The sequence below is a fragment of the Bradyrhizobium sp. Leo170 genome, from assembly GCF_004296405.1.
GTDB lineage: Bacteria > Pseudomonadota > Alphaproteobacteria > Rhizobiales > Xanthobacteraceae > Bradyrhizobium.
This window is the reverse complement of the sequence record NZ_PSRR01000794.1, coordinates 1-807: the sequence shown is the minus strand read 5'-3', so window position 1 is coordinate 807 and position 807 is coordinate 1. Positions and strand designations below refer to the sequence as shown.

Genomic DNA, 807 nt, shown 5'->3' with positions numbered 1-807 from the left:
GGCGGGATGTGGTCCCCCAGCCTCGATCTGCGCCTTTCCCAAGACCTCGCGGCCTGGCTCGGCGTTCGGACGGGTGTTGCGCCCGAGGCGATATCGGAGATGGCGATGACGGATGGGGCGTTGGCGCCGCTTCTGCTGCCCTTACGTGACACCACGCGCCGTAGCCGTTCGACTTGGATCCAGTATTGCGCTTTGTGTCTTGCCGATGATCGCGCTCCTTATTTCCGGCGGTCATGGCGACTCGCGTCGCGGATATCCTGCTTCCGGCATGGCTGCGGGCTGCGGGACCGATGTCCCGCCTGCCGCAGCGGGATAGCGCCGTTCGCTCAGACGGAGTTGATCCCGCAATATGTCTGCGTGCGCTGCGGTTTCGACTTGCGCCGCGGAGCCAAGATATCGGTCGAGGCGGCGGCACAGCGGTTGGAGCGGTCGATTGACGATATCTGCAAGGCGGAAATCGCCAAGAGTTCGTCGGCGATCCACGAATGGGTCGCGCGCCTGCTGCGCGTTCCAGTCCTCGCCGGCGTCGGCTCTGGTCGGCCGCTCGCCAACCTGTCGGCGTCGGCGCGAATCCGTTGCTTCGAGCAGCTCGCGCAAAGGGCCGACGATAGGCTCATGGCCGCTGGGGCCGCTGCCTTCGTCCGGCGCCGTCGACCAACAATGGCCGCAGGCGGCAGTGACGGGTTGATCGCGCGTTTCGCGGATTTCATCGACGCGCGTCAGGGATCGCCGCGGTCTGCGCGAGCGCAGCCGCCTGGCGTCGACCTCGCGGCTTTGCTGGCGGCCTATGTTCGCGCCGTTGGCGAC

Annotated in this window: 2 pseudogenes; both read left to right on the top strand. The window is 66.9% G+C overall.

Annotated elements, in window-relative coordinates:
* Positions 1–6: 6 nt before the first annotated feature.
* A pseudogene (locus tag CWO89_RS49025) lies at positions 7–270 on the top strand (TniQ family protein); the annotation flags it as partial.
* A gap of 66 nt (positions 271–336) precedes the next feature.
* Positions 337–807: pseudogene (locus CWO89_RS48715) on the top strand (TniQ family protein); the annotation flags it as partial.